This window comes from Algoriphagus sp. oki45, assembly GCF_036245605.1.
In the GTDB taxonomy this organism is placed as follows: Bacteria; Bacteroidota; Bacteroidia; order Cytophagales; family Cyclobacteriaceae; genus Algoriphagus.
This window is the reverse complement of record NZ_BTPC01000010.1, coordinates 1-701: the sequence shown is the minus strand read 5'-3', so window position 1 is coordinate 701 and position 701 is coordinate 1. Positions and strand designations below refer to the sequence as shown.

The 701-nt window shown below is 54.2% G+C and carries 1 protein-coding gene; it reads right to left on the bottom strand.

Going from position 1 to position 701, the window contains the following annotated elements; all coding sequences use genetic code 11:
• On the bottom strand, positions 1-701 hold a 701-nt coding region (locus tag AAA942_RS20205; RefSeq protein WP_338222122.1), incomplete at both ends, for a tyrosine-type recombinase/integrase.

Below are 701 nucleotides of genomic sequence, written 5' to 3'. Positions count from 1 at the left end.
AAGGCACGGCACTTGTCGGTCTGGGCTACATGAAGGTAGATCATCGTGGTATCGATGGACTCATGACCCAACAGATCTTTGATCGTCAGAATGTCCAGCCCCTCTTCCAGCAGATGCGTGGCAAAGGTGTGTCTGAGCGTATGCACATTCATCGGCTTTTGGATCCCGGCTTTCTTTTTGGCTTCATTCACCGCCCACTGTACACCCCGCTGGGAATAGCGGGAGTCGAAATCCCCGCCCGCACGGCCTTTGATCTCCCGATCGGCACTGTTGAACACCCAGATATGAGGCTGCTCAGCCTCCAGATAGGCTTTCAGCCCCCGGATCAGGATATCCGCCAAGGGGACGTAGCGGTCTTTCTTGCCTTTGCCATCCTTCACGTGAAGTACTTTCCGGTCAAAATCCAAGTCGGCAATTTTCAGATTCCGGACTTCAAAGCAGCGAAGCCCACAGCCGTACAGCAGGCCGATCAGCACGCGGTGCTTGAGCAGATTGGGAGCTTTGAGCAGTTTGCGAACTTCCTCCTGGCTCAGGACTACGGGAAGCTTTTTGCTCCGCTTAATCGTGGGAAGCTCAATCCGCTTGTCTTTCATACCCTCGATCCGATAGGCGAAGCGAAGGGCATAGACGGTAAACTTGAAGTAGGAATCCGAGGGGGTGTTGTGTCCCCGCTTGACCAGATGCAGGTAATCATTGACCCG